This is a genomic window from Ensifer sp. GW823-FHT05D09 (assembly GCF_058795755.1).
Genome location: NZ_JBXAIA010000035.1, coordinates 1 through 844 on the forward strand (window position 1 = coordinate 1; position 844 = coordinate 844).

Annotated in this window: 1 protein-coding gene; it reads right to left on the bottom strand. The window is 66.8% G+C overall.

The features are described 5' to 3' along the window. Nucleotides 1-844, bottom strand: an 844-nt coding sequence (locus AC1Q80_RS30800) for a calcium-binding protein (protein ID WP_492362936.1), incomplete at both ends; no start/stop codon positions are given.

The window sequence follows — 844 nt, forward strand, 5'->3', positions numbered from 1 at the left end:
CTCGTCGCGTTCGAGGTCGACGACGGCGCGAACGACCGTGCGCTCGCCGTCGGCAAAGGCCTCGTGATAGAAGGTGATCTGGTGCACCGGCGGTGCTTGCCCATCCACCAGCAGTCCGCCGAAGACGAGGCCGCCGATGGCTTCGGCGATCTTCGACAGGTCCACGCGGTCGCCGACCTGGAAGTCGCGGATCTCGTCGCGGCCGCTGCCGTCATTGGCGAGCGCCGCGGTCGTGCGGAAGACGAAGATGTCGGCGCCTTCGCCACCGGCGAGGAAGTTGACGGCATTGCCGGCAACGAGCACGTCGTCGCCCTTGCCGCCGACAGCGCCTTCGATCGAGGTCAACAGGTCCGAGCCGATCTCCACACCCTGAGCCGTGCCACGGTCGAGGTCGATCACCACGGCCCGGGTCGCTGCCGAAGCGTCGTAGGTGTCGCGACCGTCGTCTCCGTCGATCTCGTCGTCGCCATCATCGGAGCCGGGGACGACGATGACGAGGAACGTGTCGTTCCCGTCGCCGCCCTCCAGTTCGTCGTCCCCGGCCCCCCCGACGAGGATGTCGTCGCCGTCGCGGCCGCGCAGCCGGTCATCGCCCCAGCCGCCGGCCAGCAGATCGTCGCCGCGCCCGCCGGAAATCCTGTCGTCACCCCGCCCGCCGAGGATGATTTCGAAACCTTCGATGCGATCCTCGCCGATCTCCTCGCCTTCGGCGATGCCAGCCTCGATATCGGCAAGCACCGTCTGGATGAGGCTCGACATGTCGAGTGTATCGATGCCGTCACCACCGCAATAGACATCGTCTCCATCATCGTCGTCGCCGTCATTGTCATCATCGCTGTGGTCA